This window comes from Ruegeria halocynthiae, from assembly GCF_000743705.1.
In the GTDB taxonomy this organism is placed as follows: Bacteria; Pseudomonadota; Alphaproteobacteria; order Rhodobacterales; family Rhodobacteraceae; genus Ruegeria; species Ruegeria halocynthiae_B.
This window is the reverse complement of sequence record NZ_JQEZ01000002.1, coordinates 553836-570979: the sequence shown is the minus strand read 5'-3', so window position 1 is coordinate 570979 and position 17144 is coordinate 553836. Positions and strand designations below refer to the sequence as shown.

13 protein-coding genes are annotated in these 17144 nt (G+C 58.9%); 8 read left to right on the top strand and 5 right to left on the bottom strand.

What is annotated here, in order from left to right; all coding sequences use genetic code 11:
• Window positions 1–8: 8 nt before the first annotated feature.
• Both JT51_RS09160 and JT51_RS09155 read right to left on the bottom strand, forming a co-directional pair.
• The gene (locus JT51_RS09160) at window positions 9–1919 is read right to left on the bottom strand and encodes an ABC transporter substrate-binding protein (RefSeq protein ID WP_051927466.1); all 1911 of its coding nucleotides are present in this window, start codon (window positions 1917–1919) and stop codon (window positions 9–11) included.
• Window positions 1912–3684 (bottom strand): ABC transporter ATP-binding protein, encoded by a 1773-nt coding sequence (locus JT51_RS09155; protein ID WP_037310970.1) that lies wholly within the window; start codon window positions 3682–3684, stop codon window positions 1912–1914. The genes JT51_RS09160 and JT51_RS09155 overlap by 8 nt, the downstream gene beginning before the upstream one ends.
• Before the next feature lie 232 nt (window positions 3685–3916).
• Here JT51_RS09155 and JT51_RS09150 point away from each other — a divergent pair, with 232 nt between their 5' ends.
• The 7 genes from JT51_RS09150 to JT51_RS09120 all read left to right on the top strand — a co-directional run bounded on the left by JT51_RS09150 (window position 3917) and on the right by JT51_RS09120 (window position 11886).
• Window positions 3917–4414 (top strand): class I SAM-dependent methyltransferase, encoded by a 498-nt coding sequence (locus JT51_RS09150; RefSeq protein ID WP_037310966.1) that lies wholly within the window; start codon window positions 3917–3919, stop codon window positions 4412–4414.
• A 21-nt stretch (window positions 4415–4435) separates the two neighbouring features.
• Window positions 4436–5065, top strand: coding sequence for a glutathione S-transferase family protein (locus tag JT51_RS09145; protein WP_037310962.1), 630 nt, complete (start codon window positions 4436–4438; stop codon window positions 5063–5065).
• Window positions 5066–5176: 111 nt separating this feature from the next.
• Window positions 5177–7579 carry a GcvT family protein gene (locus JT51_RS09140; RefSeq protein ID WP_037310959.1) on the top strand — a complete coding sequence of 801 codons (2403 nt, stop codon included), beginning with the start codon at window positions 5177–5179 and terminating at the stop codon, window positions 7577–7579.
• A 2-nt stretch (window positions 7580–7581) separates the two neighbouring features.
• Window positions 7582–9126: a trimethylamine methyltransferase family protein gene (locus tag JT51_RS09135; RefSeq protein WP_037310955.1), complete on the top strand. Its 1545-nt coding sequence runs from the start codon at window positions 7582–7584 to the stop codon at window positions 9124–9126.
• Complete coding sequence (locus tag JT51_RS09130) at window positions 9127–9801, top strand: TetR/AcrR family transcriptional regulator (protein WP_037310952.1); 675 nt, start codon at window positions 9127–9129, stop codon at window positions 9799–9801.
• Entirely contained in the window at window positions 9798–11102 is a 1305-nt protein-coding gene (locus JT51_RS09125; RefSeq protein WP_037310949.1) for an NAD(P)/FAD-dependent oxidoreductase, read from the top strand. Before JT51_RS09130 ends, JT51_RS09125 begins: the two co-directional genes overlap by 4 nt.
• 52 nt (window positions 11103–11154) lie before the next feature.
• The gene (locus JT51_RS09120) at window positions 11155–11886 is read left to right on the top strand and encodes a hypothetical protein (RefSeq protein ID WP_037310946.1); all 732 of its coding nucleotides are present in this window, start codon (window positions 11155–11157) and stop codon (window positions 11884–11886) included.
• A gap of 13 nt (window positions 11887–11899) precedes the next feature.
• On the opposite strand, the gene JT51_RS09115 is transcribed toward JT51_RS09120, so the two are convergent.
• Window positions 11900–12259, bottom strand: coding sequence for a DUF3307 domain-containing protein (locus JT51_RS09115; protein WP_037310943.1), 360 nt, complete (start codon window positions 12257–12259; stop codon window positions 11900–11902).
• Between the two features lie 244 nt (window positions 12260–12503).
• Here JT51_RS09115 and JT51_RS09110 point away from each other — a divergent pair, with 244 nt between their 5' ends.
• A complete protein-coding gene (locus JT51_RS09110; protein ID WP_081894640.1) occupies window positions 12504–15500 on the top strand; it encodes an ABC transporter transmembrane domain-containing protein in 2997 nt (998 codons plus the stop codon).
• A 3-nt stretch (window positions 15501–15503) separates the two neighbouring features.
• Here JT51_RS09110 and JT51_RS09105 read toward each other — a convergent pair whose 3' ends face one another.
• Window positions 15504–15791, bottom strand: a complete 288-nt coding sequence (locus tag JT51_RS09105) for an ArsR/SmtB family transcription factor (RefSeq protein ID WP_037312037.1) — start codon at window positions 15789–15791, stop codon at window positions 15504–15506.
• A gap of 112 nt (window positions 15792–15903) precedes the next feature.
• Window positions 15904–17136 carry a mandelate racemase/muconate lactonizing enzyme family protein gene (locus JT51_RS09100; RefSeq protein WP_037310938.1) on the bottom strand — a complete coding sequence of 411 codons (1233 nt, stop codon included), beginning with the start codon at window positions 17134–17136 and terminating at the stop codon, window positions 15904–15906.
• Between the last annotated feature and the right edge of the window lie 8 nt (window positions 17137–17144).

Below are 17144 nucleotides of genomic sequence, written 5' to 3'. Positions count from 1 at the left end.
TGCTCCTGTCAGTCGGCGAAGAAGAATTCATCCGGACGATGAATGCCGAAATGCGCGCCGGGCTCCCATGCCCACATGGCTTGTTCCGGCACATTGCGCAGACGGTTCGACACAACAATGGGCTGCGGCGCGCCGTTCAGAATGCCGATCGCGTAAAGCTGATCCGCGTGGATTTTTAACATCTCGGTCCAGACGGCCTTGCGTTCATCTTCGGTCGTGGCGACCTCCCAATCATGGGCCAGTTGCATCAGGCGTTCCGCCTCTGGCATGTCGGGGGCTTCACCCACATCGCCGCCGGTCTGGTAATATTGCCCCCACTTGGGCCAGGCCAGAAACACCTGATCGGTCGGTGCCAAATAGGCGGGGGATGTGTGCGCCTGGGGGATGCCATCATCCCAGCCAAACCAGGCAGAAGCCATGGTGCTGCCTGCAAATACACGATTGCGCAGGATATCGCGGTCCAGCGGGCGCATCACCAGATCCACGCCGATCTCACGCCAGGTGTCGGTGACAATTTGCAAGGCGTTCTCAACCTCTTGCCGCTCACCTGCGGTTTCGATGATCAGCTCCATCGGGCGACCATCAGGCAACAGGCGAATGCCATTTTTGTCACGTTCGGACAGGCCCGCGTCGTCCAGCAGGGTATTGGCCATTTTGATGTCATACTGTGCCCAGGCTTGCGCGTTCGCTTCGTCATAAAAGGGCGAGGCGGACAACACGGACATTGCACCGGGATGCGCCAGTTTGAAATAAAGCGCCTGATTGATCGTCTTGCGGTCAATCGCCAACGACAGGGCACGGCGGACGCGAACATCCCGCAGAACGTCGCGCCAGCCTTCATCCGAGAAATTCAGGTTCGGATAGATCGCAATCTGGGATGCGACACCGGTTTTCCAAAGCAGGGTCTTGTAGTTGCCTCCGGCCTCTCCCTTTTTCAGGATCGAGGCATCGCGGAACGCCAGACCACGCCCCTGAAGATCACTTTCACCGGCATTGGTTTTTGCGGCGACCAGGCCGGGGGCCACGATCTCTAACTCGACCACGTCGATATAGGGCAGTTGAATGCCGTTGCTGTCGATGCGGTGGTAATAGGGGTTGCGCACGAAATTGTGGCGGATTTTCTTGCCCGAGCTTGCATTCAGCCAAGGTTGCAGTGTGGGCAATTCGTGGTTGTCGAACTTGTACAGGTTGTCCAGTTTGTTGTGCAACGCCGCCCAGCTTTTGACGCGGGCGTCATCGACGTGAAGCTTCAACTTGTCGGCGTCGGCGAATTTATCGTGATATTGTTTCAGAAATGCGGACGGCCGATAGATAAAAGGCGGGCGCGCCTGTGCCAGAGTTTGCAGGAAATCGGGATTCGGACTTTCCCATTCAAAGACAATTGTGGTCTCGTCCGGGAAGGTCACGGTTGGTGGCTTGCCCTCGACAATCAGAAAATCCGGCGGGCCGGATGGGCTGAGCATCTCATTGTTTGCGACATCTTCCCACCAGTAACGAAAATCTTCGGACGTGAAAGATGTGCCATCCGACCATTTATGCCCTTGCCGCAGGTTCAGGGTAAACTTGCGATTGTCTTCGTTTTCGAACGATTCCAGAAGGTCGGGGGTCAGTTCATAGTTTTCGTTGAATCCGACCAGCCGGGCATAGCCGTACACAACCATCTGGCGAATGTCCTTGGATCGCGTGACCATTGTGCGCAACGTACCGCCAGGCGTTCCGAAATCGCGCCCCTTTGCGGCAAGGTCAACAACCAGCGGTTCGCTGGGCAGGCGATCCTGTATCGGCGGAAGGTTCCCCGCATTCACCTCGGTTGCCCAAAAAGTGCTTTCTTGTGGCGCCGGGGTTTCTGCCGTGGCGGGCAGCATCCATGTGACAGCCAGTGTGGCGGCCAGAAACAGGGGGCGAGTGGTCTTAAACATGGCATCGTACCTTATGGCCGGGCTCCATCTCTACCAGCGAGGGTATCACGGAGTCGGTAAATCGGAAGGCGTCATCCCAACTGTCTGGCGAACCTGCGCCCAAAGCAACCAAATTCAGGTCGATAGGCCGGTTGATGTCTGGTTCAGGTTGGGCGGCGATCAGCGCCTTGGTGTAGGGGTGGTGGGGGTTGTAAAACAGCGTCTCAGGCGGGGCTTGTTCGACAACAAGGCCCCGGCGCATGACGGCAACTTCGTCCGCAATGCGCGCCACGACAGCAAGGTCATGTGAGATAAAGAAGTAGGACAGGTTCAGGCTGTCCTGCAGATTTTCAAGCAAAGTCAGGATTTGTTCCTGAACCGAGACATCCAAGGCCGAGGTCGGCTCGTCGCAGACAATCAGCTGTGGGTCCAGCATCATTGCCCGTGCGATCGACAGGCGCTGTCTCTGACCGCCGGAAAAGGCATGTGGATAGCGTTTTAGCATGTCGGAATTCAGCCCGACGCGCTGCAACATCTCGGCCGCTTTATCGCGTTGCTCCGAAGTTGAGCCGACCCGGTGAATTTCCAGCGGCTCGGTCATGGCGTCCTGAACGCGCATCCTTGGGCTGAGGGAGCTATAGGGGTCCTGAAACACCATTTGCGCCTTACGCTGAAAAGCGTTGCGCTGGGCGCGGGTCATGCGATGCACGGTGATCGGGTCTTCGTCCGGTGACGTTTTGAACAGCACCTCGCCGCCCGGGTCCGGCGGTTCCGCGCCAAGCGCGATGCGCGCGGCCGTTGTTTTGCCCGAGCCGCTTTCGCCGACAATCGCCAGCGTCTTGCCGCGCGCAAGGTTCAGATCAACTCCGCGGCAGGCGTGAATCTGCCTGTCCCCCTGCCAACCCCTGCTGGATCGCATTGTGTAGGTCTTGGAGACGTCCTTCATCTGAAGGATCAGATCTTCTTGTGGCATCGGTAATCCAACCGATTCCTCATCCGGGATCGCGGGGGCCGCGTTGAACAGCTGTTGGGTATAAGGATGGGCGGGTGCGTTCAGGATCGGCGCTGCTGCTCCGGCCTCCATCACCTGACCCTTGTGCATAACGACAACTTGTTCGGCCATATTGGCGACAACGCCAAGGTCGTGGGTGACAAGGATCAGCGCCATTCCGGTTTCACGCTGAAGTTCCTTGATCAGCCCCAGCACCTGCGCCTGCGTCGTCACATCCAATGCGGTTGTCGGCTCGTCCGCAATCAGCAGCTCTGGTCTGGCCACCATTGCCATGGCGATCATCGCCCGTTGCCGCATCCCGCCGGACAACTCGAACGGATAAGAATCATAAGCACGCTGAGGATCGGGGAAGCCCACACGCTCGAACTGGGTCAGCACTTCTTTGCGGGCCTGCTTTTCAGAGGCGTTGCGGTGCAGCCACAGAACTTCGCTGACCTGATTGCCGATCTTATGCAACGGCGACAGCGAACGCATCGGCTCCTGAAAGATCATCGAAACCCGATTTCCACGAATGCCCCGCATTTGGCGTTCGCTGATATTGATCAGATCGTCTACGCCTTTGGAATCGCTCAGTGTAATTGAACCACTGCGAATCTGCGCAGTGCGGGGCAGGATTCGCAGTGCGGCCCGGCACGAGATCGTTTTGCCTGACCCGGACTCACCCACCAAAGCAAGCGTCTGCCCGGCTTCCACATCGAAGTTGACACCTTTGACAACGGATTCACCCGCACCAAAACCGATGCTGAGATCCCTGACGGACAGCAACGCAGTCATGCGGGTATTCCACCCGTTAGGCCGTAGGTCGGCATAAGCTTAATCAACTCCCCGTGTTTTTTGTCGCAGTTTCGCGCGGTTGGGCCTGTCTAGTCAAACCGTTCTTAGGGTGAAATGTCGCGGAAATGTGAAACTGACGCCAATTTATCTACACAAAGCCTTGAGGATTTGACATCAAATGCGATGTCGGCCTCATCTTACAGGCTGACTGATATCAAGGAGAGATTTCCCCGTGTCCGAAAACCAAAGCCGACTGGACCTGTTCATCGACCGCATGGTGTCTCAGCGCGCCTGTCTGGACTTCGCCATCGAACAGACCCGCGCAATGCCCGGACCGGTGTTCGAGCTGGGATTGGGCAATGGGCGCACCTATCATCACATGGTGCAGTACATCCAGGGCCGCCCCGTTTACGTGTTCGAGCGCGCGGTGGCATCCCATCCGGATTCGACGCCGCCCGAAGATCGGGTGATTCTGGGGGATGTTCGGGAAACCCTACCAGCGTCTGTTGAACGTTTCGGGGCCACCGCCAGCCTGATTCACGCAGATCTGGGCGGGCATAACCGGGAAAAGAACGACGCCTTTGCCAAATTCGTTTCCCCCCTGATCGAACCGCTTTTGGCCGAGGGTGGATTGATGGTGTCCAGTGACCGGATGTATTTCGAATCGCTGACCGAGATGCCATTGCCAGCGGGGGCCGTTTCGGGCCGCTGTTTCATCTATCGTCGCTGACAGATCAGAAAGGTCGAACCGATGTTGTTTTACGACTGTTCCACAGCGCCAAATCCACGCCGTGCCCGCATATTCATCGCCGAAAAAGGGTTGGAGATTGAAACGCGCGATATCTCGATTGCCAAGGGTGAACAGTTGAGCGAGACCTTTCGCGCGGTCAATCCACACGCGACCATTCCAGTTCTGGTGACCGATGAGGGGGCGGCGCTGACTGAAAACCTCGGTATTGCCGCTTATCTCGAATCACGCTTCCCCGAGCCGCCGTTGATGGGGCGCACATCGGATGAAAAGGGGCTGGTTCTGATGTGGAACAGTATTGTCGAGCAACAGGGAGGCGCGCCAATTGCCGAAACCTTGCGCAACACACACCCGGCATTTGCCGACAGGGCGATTCCGGGGACGGTGAATCACGCGCAGATCCCGGAACTGGCGCAACGGGGAACGGTACGGGTCGCCCAGTTTTTTGACTTGCTGGAAGCCCGGCTGTCGGAAAGCCGGTTCATTGCCGGTTCCGAATTTACGCTGGCGGATATCTCAGCCTTTGTGTTTGTCGATTTCGCCAAGGTCATCAAGACGCGGATTCCACAGGAAAATACCGCCACCCTTGCGTGGTTCGAAACCATCCGATCCCGGCCCAGCGCCAGCCTTTAAAACGAGCAGATTGACCTGTGGTTGCGGTTCGCCCTGAACTGTACAGAAATGTCTAGACAGAAGTGAACAGTGCATCTAGCGTCCTTTGCACGTCATGCAGGGGAGGGCAGGATGAAATCTCAGTATCGTGTCGTGGTCATCGGGGGCGGCGTTGTGGGAGCCTCGGTTCTGTATCATCTGGCCAAGTTCGGCTGGTCGGATGTGGTCATGTTGGAACGGCGGCGGCTGGCGTCGGGTTCATCCTGGCACGCGGCGGGGGGCATTCACGCGCTGAACGCCGACCCGAACATGGCGTCCTTGCAGGCCTATACCATCGACCTGCTCAGCGAGATTGAAAAGGAATCCGGTCAGAACATCGGCTTGCACATGACTGGCGGGCTGACACTGGCCGGTACGCCCGAACGGTGGGAGTGGTTGCAGGCGAACTACCGTATCTTTCAGTCCATCGGCATCGACGATTGCGAACTGCTGACCCCGCAAGAGGCACAAAAACGCTGTCCGATCATGTCCACTGACGGCGTGCTGGGCGCGATGTGGGCCGATCGCGAAGGGTATATCGACACGACCGGCACGGTGCAGGCTTACGCCACCGCCGCCAGGAAACGCGGTGCGGAATATTACGAGGAAACCAAGGTCGAGGAACTGATCCAGACCGATGATGGCTGGCAGGTAGTGACCGACAAGGGCACGATCACCTGCGAACATGTGGTCAACGCGGCCGGTCTTTGGGCCAAACAGGTCGGGCGTATGGCGGGGATCGAACTGCCGGTCTCGCCGCTGAAACACCACTATCTGATTACCGATTCCATTCCCGAAGTGGCCGCCGCTGATTTCGAGATGCCGATGACCGTCGACCTCGAAGGCTTCACCTATATGCGGCAGGATCAGAAGGGCGTTCTGGTCGGCATCTATGAGGTCGACCATGAACATTGGGCCATGGACGGCGCGCCGTGGACCTATGGCGAGGAGCTGTTTCAGGAGCAGCTTGACCGGATCGAAAACGAACTGACGCTGGGATTTGAGCGCTATCCCTCGATCCAGAACGTCGGCATCAAAACCTGGGTGAACGGCGCGTTTACCTTCTCGCCCGATGGTAATCCGCTGGTCGGTCCGGTGCCGGGTAAGCGCGGCTATTGGTCGGCCTGCGCGGTGATGGCCGGATTCCTGCAAGGCGGCGGGGTCGGCAAAACCCTGGCCGAGTGGATGATCCATGGTGAGCCTGAGGCCGACGCCTGGCCGATGGACGTGGCGCGATACGGCGACTTTGCGCAGAACAAGCGCTATATTCGCGAAACCACTGGTCAATTCTATTCCCGCCGGTTCGTGATGACCTATCCGAACGAACAACTGCCAGCCGGTCGCCCGCTGAAGATGGCCCCGGCCCATGACGCGATGGCTGAGGCAGGCTGCAAATGGGGTGTCAGCTGGGATCTTGAGGTGCCGCTGTATTTTGCGCCGAAGGGGTTCGAGGAAACGCCAACGCTCAAACGCTCAAACGCGCATGACATCGTGGCTGAGGAATGCAAGGTGATCCGCGAGGGTGTTGGCCTGATGGATATCACGGGCTTTTCCCGGTTTGAGGTGACGGGGCCGAATGCGCAGGCCTGGCTGGACAAGGTGATGGCCTCAAAACTGCCTGCGCCGGGTCGGGCGAAACTGGCCCCGATGCTGGGTGAAAACGGGCGGCTCAAGGGGGATCTGACCGTTTTGAACTGGGGCGACGGGACATGGTGGATCATGGGCAGCTATTACCTGCGCGCCTGGCATATGCGGTGGTTTGACGATCACATGATGGATGGCGTCAGCATCCGCGATCTGGGCGAGGAATATTGCGGTTTCGCTGTGGTCGGCCCGAAATCGCAGGCGGTGGTCGAAAAGCTGGCGGAACAGGATATCTCGGGCCTGAAATTCATGGGCTGTGGCGATTTCGATATCGGCCTTGTCCGCGCCCGCGTCGCTCGCATGTCTGTGACAGGCGAAAAAGGGTATGAGATCAACTGCCGCTATGGCGATCACATCAAGCTGCGCCGGATGTTGTTGGAGGCCGGGGCCGAAGACGAAATTCGCGAGTGCGGGTTCAACGCGATGCTCTCGACCCGGCTGGAAAAAAGCTTTGGCATCTGGTCGGCGGAATTTACCCAAGCTTACACACCGGGCATGACCGGAATGTATCGCTGGGTCGACTGGGATAAGGATTTCATCGGCAAAGAGGCCGCCGTGGCCGAACGCGATGGCAACGGCCCGGCCCAGGTTCAGGTGACGCTTGAGGTGGACGCGCTGGATGCCGACGCCAGCGGGTATGAACCGGTCTGGGCGGGCGAAGACCGCGTCGGGTTCGTGACCTCGGGCGGTTATGGGCATTATACCGGCAAATCGCTGGCCATGGCGCTGGTGAATCGCGACAAGGCCGAACCGGGGACGGAACTGTCGGTGCATGTGGTGGGCGTCGAACGACCCGCGCGTGTCATAGCGGCGTCGCCTTATGATCCGCAGGGCAAAGCGATGAGAGGCTGACCATGACCGTACCGGAACGTGGACGTCGACGACGCGGGCGCGGCGCAGAAGCCGCGCCACCGGTCAGCCGTGATGTGAACTATCGCCAGCTGCGCAACCCGTTTCCGCTGATGGAGGTGTTTCCGGCGGATCAGATCGCCGACATGCACGAAACCGCCCTGCACCTATTGCAGGAGCTGGGGATCAAGGTGCTGCTGCCCGAAGCGCGGCGCATCTATGCCAAGGCGGGCGCGCGGGTGGATGAAGACAGCGAAATGGTCTTTATCGGGTGCGACATTGTCGAGGCGGCGGTCGCCTCGGCCCCGAAATCCATCGCATGCCGCGCCGGTGCGCGGCGGCGCGATTTCACGCTGGAGCTGGGCAGTCTGGTGTTCCAACCGGGGGCAGGGGCCCCGAACGCCACCGATCTGGAGCGTGGGCGGCGCCCGGCAACGGGGCAGGATTATCTGGATTTTCTGAAGCTCACGCATCACTTCGACGTTTTCCAGATGATCTCACCCCAGGTCGAACCGCAGGATGTCCCGACCCACGTGCGCCACTATTTCACGACGCAGGCGCAGATGGAGCTGACGGATAAATTTCCGTTCTTCTTCTCGCGCGGGACGCCGCAGGTGATGGATTGCTTTGAGATGCTGTCTACTGCCCGCGGGCTGTCGGATGACGCATTCCGCGCCAATCCCCATTGTTATACGATCATCAACACCAACAGCCCCCGTACGCTGGACATTCCGATGGCGCAGGGGCTGATCGACTTTGCCCGCCACGGTCAGATGTCAATCATCACGCCGTTTACCCTGATGGGGGCGATGGCACCGATTACCGTGGCAGGCGCGATCACCCTGTCCCATGCCGAGGCGCTGGCGGCCCTGACCCTGACGCAGCTGACCAACCCCGGCGCTCCGGTGTGCTATGGAACCTTCACCAGCAACGTAGACATGAAATCGGGCGCGCCTGCCTTTGGCACGCCGTCGCATTTTCAGGCGTCGCTGGCGGCAGGGCAGCTGGCGCGGCACCTGGGTCTGCCATGGCGGTCGGCGGCGGGTTCAGCCTCTGCCACAAATGACGTGCAGGCCGCCAATGAAAATCAGTTTGGCCTGTGGGGCTGTCTGATGGCCGGGGCCACGGTGATCATCCATTCGGCCGGGTGGCTTGAGGGTGGGCTGACCGTTTCCTTCGAGAAACTGATCTGCGATGCCGAGGTGCTGAACATGGTCGCGGAACTCTGCGCCGGGGCGCAGGCCGGAACCGACGAGATCGGCTTTGACTCCGCCCTGCGCGAGGTTGAACCCAGCGGCCATTTCTTTGCCTCCAGCCAGACGATGCAGCGTTACAACACCGAATTCTACCAGCCCCACGTGCATGATTACGCAAATTTCGGCACCTGGGCCGAACGCGGCTCGGTCGATACCAATCACCGGGCAACGGGCGTGTGGAAATCCATTCTGAACGATTTCAAAGCGCCGGCCGGGGGCAGTGACAAGCTGGATGCCTTGCAGGACTTTATCGCCCGTCGTACTGCCGAGGGCGGTGCACCGCCGGAGAGTTGAATGAAAACCAAACCGATCCTGCACAGGGATGATCCAAAGGCCGAACCCCTGACCGGCAACATCAAGGTCACGCGTGACGATTGGCTGAACGTGGCGATGGATGTGCTGATCTCGGACGGGGTGGACCAGATCAAGGTTCTGAACCTGGCCGAGCGGATGGCGGTGTCGCGGTCCTCGTTCTATTGGTATTTCAAATCGCGGCAAGAGTTGCTGGATGCGCTGCTGTCGCAGTGGCAGGCCACCAATACGGCGGCCCTGATCGCACAGGCCGAAGCACCGGCTGACACGATTACCGCCGCTGTCTGCAATGTGCACCGATGTGTCGTGAATACCGCGCTGTTCGATACGGCGCTGGATTTTGCGGTCCGGGACTGGGCGCGGCGGTCCGGCAAGGTGCGGCGGATGCTGGATCAGTCGGACGCGCGGCGGCTTGCCGCCCTGCACGCGATGTTCGCGCGCCATGGCTATGCCGACGTTGAGGCCGAAACCCGTGCCCGGGTGCTGTATTACATGCAGATCGGATATGATCTGGCGCAGTTGAACGAGCCTATGGCAACCCGTCTGTCGATGGTGCCGCATTACCTTTACGTCTTCACCGGGGTCGAACCGCGCCCCGAGGAAGTCGAGGAATTCAGCGCATATTCCAGGCGCTTTTGGGAGGGAGACACAGAATGAGCCAACCAGATGCAATCATCATCGGCACCGGCGTCATCGGCGCTGCCATTGCCTTTGAAATGTCCAAGGCCGGATGGAAGACCTTGTCGCTGGACCGCAACAGCCAGGTCGGCCATGGCTCGACCGCGGGGTCCTGCGCGATCATTCGGATGCATTATTCGACCTTCGATGGCACCGCGTTTGCGTGGGAAGGCTATCATTACTGGCGCGATTGGGCCGCGTATCTGGGCTTGCCCGACAATGCCAATCTGGCGCAATTCCGCGAGACCGGTTGTCTTGTGATGAAGACCGATGCCAACGGGATGCTGGAAAAGCACATGAAGAACAGCGCCGATCTGGATTGCCCGTTCGAGGAATGGTCGCCCGAGAAGGTGACCGAGCGTCTGCCGGTCTATTCGCAGGACAGCTTTGCACCTGCGCGCCGTATGGATGACCCCGAGTTCGGTCAACCCAACGGGCGCAAGATGCAGGGCGGCGTGTTCTGGCCGCAGGCGGGCTACGTCACCGACCCGGCGTTGTCGGCGCAGAACCTCATGGATGCCGCCAAACAGCATGGTGCCGAAGTGCGCACCGGGGCCGAAGTGGTCGAGGTCCTGACCGAAGGCGGGCGCGCGGCTGGGGTCAAGCTGGCCTCGGGCGAGGAAATCCGCGCCAAGGTTGTGGTCAACGTTGCGGGGCCGGGATCGGCCATCATCAACAGGCTGGCGGGCGTTCTGGATGACATGACCATCGAAACCCGCCCCCTGCGGCAGGAAGTGGTGCATGTTCCCGCACCGGAAGGGTTCGATTTCGAAAATGACGGCACCATCGTTTCGGACAGCGACATTGCCTGTTACTGCCGCCCCGAACACGGGAATCATATTCTGGTCGGGTCGGAAGACCCGGAATGTGATCCGCATCAGTGGTGCGAGGATGACGTGCATTACAATCGCGATTTCACCGATCAGTGGACCACGCAAGCGATGCGCTATGCCCAGCGGGTGCCAAGCCTTGGCATCCCGTCGAAAACGCGCGGGGTTGTCGACCTGTATGACGCCTCGACCGATTGGATTCCGATCTATGACAAATCCAACCTGCCGGGGTTCTACATGGCCTGTGGAACCAGCGGAAACCAATACAAGAACGCGCCGATTGCGGGTAAGATGATGACCGCGCTGATCGACTATTGCGAAGGTGGGGCCGATCATGACACCCAGCCATTGCAGTTCCAATTGCCCTATATCCAACGGGCGATAAATGTCGGGTTCTATTCTCGCAAGCGTCCAATCAATGAAGAAAGCAGTTTTTCGGTTCTGGGCTAGCCTGAGTGCGAAAACACTCTAGAGTTTCGGGGAACCGACAACGGAACCCCGGATGACCGAACCTGCGAACCGAGTGCTGATACTGGGCAGCGCCCCAAGCGCGTTGGCTGCAAAAACGTGGCCGCGCGAGCCGTTTAGCCACATTGTTGCGATCAACAATGCCTGGCGTATTCGCCCGGATTGGGACGTGCTGATACACCCCGAAGACTTTCCGGAAAAAAATCAACCGGATCGGATCGGTGTCGGCCAGCGGATTGTCACCGCAGCAGACTATGTACCGGCGCAGAACAGTTTCGGCGGGTTTGTCTATGCTGGCGGCACGATGGCATTCACGGCGGGGTATTGGGCACTTGCGGAATTGCGGCCTGCGGTACTGGCTTTTGGGGGCTGTGATATGGTCTATCCCGGAACCGGACATACTCATTTTTACGGGACCGGGGCGGCAGACCCCTTGCGCGCGGATATCACCCTGCGATCGCTTGAGGCCAAGTCGGCGCGTCTGGCCCTGTTTGGCGCAGCCCAGGGGTGTCGGGTCGTCAGGCTGTCACAAGGGGAAAGCCGTTTGCTGTTTCCTTCTGTGACATCAGACAACCTGTCAGATGCTGAATTACCCCCAGTTGATGATATGACCGCAGTACTGCAGGCAGAGAAGGCGCTGGGCTACCACGTGCCGTCCGGCCGGTATTGGGAGGTCGCAGACAAGTTCGACACCACCAATCTGGACGCGTTGGATCAGCAATGGCTAAAGGCTTACCGGCCAATTGCGTTAGAACAAGTGGTTTAACAAAAAAACCAGATCAGGTGGCGAAAGTAACCCAGGCCCAGACCATGGCGACATAGGTCAGGTTGTGCATGCACTGATCCAATCCAGCAGCGCGCCAGAACGCGGCCTGGGTCGGTACCAGTTGTTTCTTGTCCGAATAGCTGGCCTTGGCAAAGTCGATATTGAAATGAACGATCCATTCGAGCGCTGCAATAATCAAAATGAACGACCAGGGCGCGCCAAAGATCAGAAACACAAGCACGGACCCCACAACATGCACACCGGCATGTTGCGCGCGTCCCCAATGAAAATACTCTCCGCGACCGGACAACATCTTGGGTGTCTGGAGGTAGAAGTCCGCAAACATATGTTTGATCTGCAATAAGCAGAGCATCAAAAACACAGCGCCTAGATTGGCAGGCAAATTTATCCTCCCGATATCGTCCCAAAACGAACTTTAGGGGCTAAAATCATGTCGCGCAAATGAACTTGTTCACACTCGGCAATTATATGATCAGGTTGGAAACTATTTGCGTCTAGGGGCATGTATGCATAAAATTCAGGCTGTTGGATTTGCGACACATTCGTCATGATCGGATCGTTGATCCGTAACAGGGGCAGGTTCCATAGAAAGCACGATCTTCCGGTTTATTTGGAAATACTCGAAACGTGATCAGTTGATTCTGCTGGCTATCACGTCCACGCTGTTTCCTTTGCTGTACCTGACGTTGGAATTGCCTAAGCGCATCATCAACGATGCGATTGGTGCGTCCAGTTCCGTGGTTGATGTCTGGGGCATCAGCATGCCGCAGACCACGTTTCTGATTGTCCTTTGTGTTGCATTTTTGATTGCCGTGCTTGCCCATGGTCTGCTGAAAATGCGCATCAACACCATGAAAGGTGTGCTGAGCGAACGGATGCTGCGCCGGTTCCGCTATCAATTGATCAATCGCGCCCTGCGCTTTCCTCAGCCCTATTTTGAACGGGTCAGCCAGGGTGAGATGGTGTCGATGATCACCGCCGAAAGCGAGCCGATGGGCGGGCTGATGGGGGATGCGGTCAGCCAGCCGGTATTGCAGGCCGGGCAAATGATCACGATTCTGTCGTTTCTGTTTTTGCAAAGCGTCTGGTTCGGTCTGGCCGCCGTGTCGCTGATCCCGCTTCAGGCCTGGCTGATCCCCAAGTTGCAAAAGCAGATCAACCAGTTGAACAAACGCCGCATACAAGAGGTGCGTGTGTTGGCGGCCCAGATCGGCGAGAATGCTGCTGGGGCATCGACACTGCGGGCCAATGGCGGCTGGCGCTATCGCCGGGCCATGATCTCGGACCAGTTGGGGCGGTTGTTCGGTATCCGGTTCGAAATCTACCAGAAAAAGTTCTTTATGAAGTTCATAAACAACTTCATCTCGCAGCTGACGCCGTTCATGTTCTATCTGGTGGGCGGTCTTCTGGTTTTGCAGGGGTCCGTGTCGCTGGGGGCGCTTGTTGCCGCGTTGGCGGCCTACAAGGATCTCAGCTCTCCGTGGAAGGAGCTTTTGACCTATTACAACCAGACGCAGGACATGTCGCTGCGGTGGGACGTGGTGGTCGAACGTTTCGCACCACCCGGGTTGCAGGACGAAAAGCTGCTGGAAGGCGAACCCGAAACGCGCCCACGCTTGAATGGGGACATTGTTCTGGATCGTGTCTCGGTCCGGGATATGGACGGTAATCAGGTTCTGGACGATCTGAACCTGACGTTTCCAGGCGGACAAGCCATCGGGATTGCCGCACCCAGCGAAGAAGACAGGCGCGCCGTCGCTGAATTGCTGACGCGTGAAATCCTGCCCAGCTCTGGCCGCGTCGAGGTGGGAGGGCAGAACCTTTCCGAACTGCATCAAAGCGTGGTGGCCGCGCGCATCGGCTATGCCTCGTCGCGCCCTGTCATGTTTCAGGGAACGTTGGGCGACAACGTGATGATGCCTATGCGGTTCAAACCCCTGACATCGGAAAGTGACGCTCCGGGGTTTGCCGAGACACAGCGGGCAGGCAACAGCGCCGATCCTTTTGGGGCGGAATGGCTGGATCCGTCTCTAGCCGGGTTGGACAGCCCCGATGCGTTGCGGGATTGGTGGTTGCATCTGATCGACGGTATGGGATCGGGCGCGGCCTTGTTCCAACGCGGGGCGGAACAGGTGTTTAACGTACAGAAACACCCGGCGCTGGCGAAAAAGCTGGTGGAACTGCGCCCTCTGGTCCAGCAGGCCGTGCGAAAGGCAGGGTTGGATCAACAGGCATTGGTGTTTGACCGCAACACCTATAACCCGGCCTTGCCGGTAGCGGAAAACTTGCTGTTCGCCACGCCTTGCGTGCCAGTCACGCAGGAACTTTTGGCCGGACAGACCATCTTTTTGGGGCAGTTGCGCGAACTGGGGCTGGATGAAACTCTGGTCAGCCTGACCCGCGACGTGATTGAGATGCTGCGCCAGATTTTCGGCCTGGATGGCACCGACCACCCCCTGTTTCGAAAGCTGGGTCTTGAGGCGCAGACCTATGAGGTCGCGGTAGAACTGGTAGAACGGACGCGAAACGAAGGTGTGGCCGGATTGAACGATGAGCAACTGGCCAACCTTCTGGCGGTGCCCTTTGTCATCTCGGCCGAGCAGATCGGCCCCGCCTTTACCGATGAGCTTAAGAACCGCATTCTTGAACTGCGCCACAGCCATTCCGAAAAGCTGTTAGAGCGCTTGCATGATGTCTTTGTTCCCTTGAGCAGGGATGATTTCGCGCCGGGGTTGACCGTTCTGGAAAATGCCCTGTTCGGTAAGGTCAGCCAGATCGGGGGCGCGCGCTCGGACGAGGTGCGCAAGCTGATCGTTGACGTGCTGGACGAACACGGCGCGCGGCCGCTGGTGGTCGAACTGATTTACGACGTTCCCGTGGCGCTGGGCGGTCAGAACCTGCCTGCGGTCTTTGCGGAACCTTTGGCCTTTACCCGGGCGACGATCAAGAAGCCGGATATCCTGATTTTGGAAAACGCCTTGGCAAGTTACGACATGGCGACACAGGTTTCGGTCTATAAAAACCTGCGTGCGCTGCTGCCGGAAACCACAGTGATCTATCTGAACGATCACTATGAGAACCCGGATGTGTTCGATATGTACGCCGAAATCCGTCAGGGCCGGGTGGTTTCGGATGAAAGACCGGCGGATGTCGAAGAAGACAGCGCGGCCTCGGCGGATTTGGCCCGCAAGCTGCGCGCGCTGGAACAGACGCCACTGTTTTCCGGCCTCGACCGTCGACAGTTGCGCCTGCTGGCCTTTGGTGCGCGCTGGTTCGATGCCAAACCGGGTGAGGTCGTCTTTTTGAAAGATGATCAGCCGACAGATGGCGCCTATGTCGTTTTGGGAGGAGAGGCCGGGTTGTACCTGCCGCAGCCCGACGCGCAGGACCAGTTGATCACTACGGTCGGCCCCGGCGCATTGGTGGGTGAACTGGGCCTGATCCGGAAAGAACCCCGCGCGCTGAGCATGATCGCGGAAACCGACCTGTCCTGCTTGCGGATTGGCGAAGAAGAGTTTCTGGCCGTTGTTGAAAACGACGCTGCGACGGCTTTCAAGCTGTTGCAGGTTATCGCAGGATACGTTTCGAACTAGGTGTCAGGGGTTGGGTTTGCAGAATAGGTCGTACAGCAGCCCGATGACCTGGGCTGTGTTCCCGTCCTTCAGCGAATAGTAGATGGTCTTGCCCTCGCGGCGTGTGGATACCAGGCCCTCTTGACGCAAGCGGGCAAGCATCTGACTGACCGCAGCCTGACGGGTTTGCAGCAGGTCCTCTAGCTGGCCAACCGATTTTTCACCCTCGCCCAGATGGCACAGGATCATCAGGCGCCCTTCGTGCGCCAGTGTTTTCAAAAAGGCCGATGCCCGCGCGGCGCTGTCTTTCATTGCCGCAACACTGTCGGCTTTTGCACGTTGGGTTTCGTGTTCCTTGAGTGTCACGCAGGACCTGTTTTGCAACTTGGGGTCAGTCCAATATGCCTTAGGGCTGGTGCGTTTGTCACCCCTCGGTCGCGGGGGCCCCACCCTGAAACGCATTGCCATTGACGTAATCGCAGGGGTCTTCCTGCATTTGCAGGTGCAGATCGTTGCCTGTGTAGGGATGTGCGCGGGCAAGGTCTTCGTCCACTTCAATCCCCAACCCCGGGGCAGTCGGGGGGCTGACAAACCCGTCTTCGGCGCGCAAGGCCCCTTTGATCAGCCGATCGTGGAACGGTGTTTCGATGGTTTCCAACAGCAGCAAGTTCGGGATCGTCGCGGCCAGATGGATATTGGCCGCCCATTCCACTGGTCCGGCATACAGATGCGGCGCGATCTGTGCGTTGAACACCTCGGCCATGGCCGCGACTTTCTTCATCTCCCAGATGCCACCGGCACGACCCAGGGCGGGTTGCAGGATCTCGGCCGCCCCGGCGCGCAGCACCGCGCCAAACTCTGCCTTGGTGGTCAGGCGCTCGCCCGTCGCCACGGGGATGCGGACGTTGCGGGCAACGCGGGCCATGTCTTGGATCATGTCCGGTGGCGTGGGTTCTTCGAACCACAGCGGAGAGTAGGGCTCCAGCGCCTGACCCAAACGGATTGCGCCTGCGGTGTTGAACTGGCCGTGGGTGCCAAACAGCAGATCGGCGCTGTCGCCGACTGCATCGCGGATGGCTTTGCAAAAGGCCACCGACAAGGAAATATCGGACAAGGCCGGCATATGCCCACCGCGAATGGTATAGGGCCCCGCCGGGTCGAATTTGACCGCGGTGAACCCACGCTGCACCATTTCGGCGGCACATTCCCCCGCCTGATCGGGCGAGGTCCAGAAATCGGTCAGATTGTGCTGGGGCAGGGGGTAGAGGTAGGTATAGGCGCGGATACGTTCATTCACCAACCCGCCCAGCAGGGCATAAACCGGACGATCGCGATCCTTGCCAAGAATGTCCCAACAGGCGATCTCAAGCCCCGAAAACGCGCCCATGACAGTCAGGTCCGGGCGCTGGGTAAAGCCGCTGGAGTACGCGCGGCGGAACATCAATTCGATGTTTTCAGGGTTTTCGCCCAGCATGTGCCGTTCGAACACATCCCGGATCACATGGCGCATCGCCTCGGGGCCGACGGAAGAGGCATAGCATTCACCCCAGCCGGTGATCCCGGTATCGGTCGTGACTTTGACCAAAATCCAGTACCGCCCACCCCAGCCTGGGGCGGGTGGTGCCGTGACGATGATATCGAGATCCTGCAGTTTCATCCGGTATC

Coding starts and splice junctions, on each gene's coding strand:
- JT51_RS09160 (WP_051927466.1), bottom strand. CDS start 1,919: ATGTTTAAGACCACTCGCCCCCTGTTTCTGGCCGCCACACTGGCTGTC.
- JT51_RS09155 (WP_037310970.1), bottom strand. CDS start 3,684: ATGACTGCGTTGCTGTCCGTCAGGGATCTCAGCATCGGTTTTGGTGCG.
- JT51_RS09145 (WP_037310962.1), top strand. CDS start 4,436: ATGTTGTTTTACGACTGTTCCACAGCGCCAAATCCACGCCGTGCCCGC.
- JT51_RS09140 (WP_037310959.1), top strand. CDS start 5,177: ATGAAATCTCAGTATCGTGTCGTGGTCATCGGGGGCGGCGTTGTGGGA.
- JT51_RS09135 (WP_037310955.1), top strand. CDS start 7,582: ATGACCGTACCGGAACGTGGACGTCGACGACGCGGGCGCGGCGCAGAA.
- JT51_RS09130 (WP_037310952.1), top strand. CDS start 9,127: ATGAAAACCAAACCGATCCTGCACAGGGATGATCCAAAGGCCGAACCC.
- JT51_RS09125 (WP_037310949.1), top strand. CDS start 9,798: ATGAGCCAACCAGATGCAATCATCATCGGCACCGGCGTCATCGGCGCT.
- JT51_RS09120 (WP_037310946.1), top strand. CDS start 11,155: ATGACCGAACCTGCGAACCGAGTGCTGATACTGGGCAGCGCCCCAAGC.
- JT51_RS09115 (WP_037310943.1), bottom strand. CDS start 12,259: ATGCTCTGCTTATTGCAGATCAAACATATGTTTGCGGACTTCTACCTC.
- JT51_RS09105 (WP_037312037.1), bottom strand. CDS start 15,791: ATGAAAGACAGCGCCGCGCGGGCATCGGCCTTTTTGAAAACACTGGCG.
- JT51_RS09100 (WP_037310938.1), bottom strand. CDS start 17,136: ATGAAACTGCAGGATCTCGATATCATCGTCACGGCACCACCCGCCCCA.